1 protein-coding gene is annotated in these 561 nt (G+C 38.0%); it reads left to right on the forward strand.

Going from position 1 to position 561, the window contains the following annotated elements; all coding sequences use genetic code 11:
- On the forward strand, positions 1-405 hold a 405-nt coding region (locus tag AC1DG9_RS27670; RefSeq protein WP_477635778.1), incomplete at its 5' end, for a hypothetical protein.
- Between the last annotated feature and the right edge of the window lie 156 nt (positions 406-561).

A 561-nucleotide genomic window follows, 5' to 3' on the forward strand; every position in this document is an offset into this window, starting at 1 on the left:
GTTTATGTGGTTAATAGTAAGAATTGGGGAATGCAGGAACCGATATCAATTATCATTACTAAAAACAAATCGATGGAGATTCCGTTGGTAAAAACTATTGTTTTAAAAGGGAGAATGCAGGTAATAGAAAAAAGCYATCAAAACACCAGTCCGATCCTTTCTGGAATACGTGTCAACGCAAAGGATGCAGGTGGAAAAATATATAAAACACTAACCGATGCTTCGGGAAATTACTCTTTTTATCTGCCTGCAGGTACATATGCCGTTTTTGTCGAAACAGAAGGTATGTCATTTAGCATCGGCAACTCCGAAAATAAAGTAGAGCTAAGTCCGGATAAACCAGATAATCAATTGAATTTTGAGATTAAAGACGAGCGGCGCAAGGTAGGAGTAACCCGTTTCTAAAGCGCTACAAAACTAAAAATTATGGTTGTACTGTAAGATCCTGCAGGTTTTCCAAGCAGCTTATTTGTTTCGCTTGCCGGAATACTATACAGTACATTTAAATTTCTGTCGATTACCGGATTTGCGGTGTTTATAAGCTGTTGTGAGGTTGTAGAG

It is taken from the genome of Pedobacter sp. 05L430 (genome assembly GCF_056397585.1).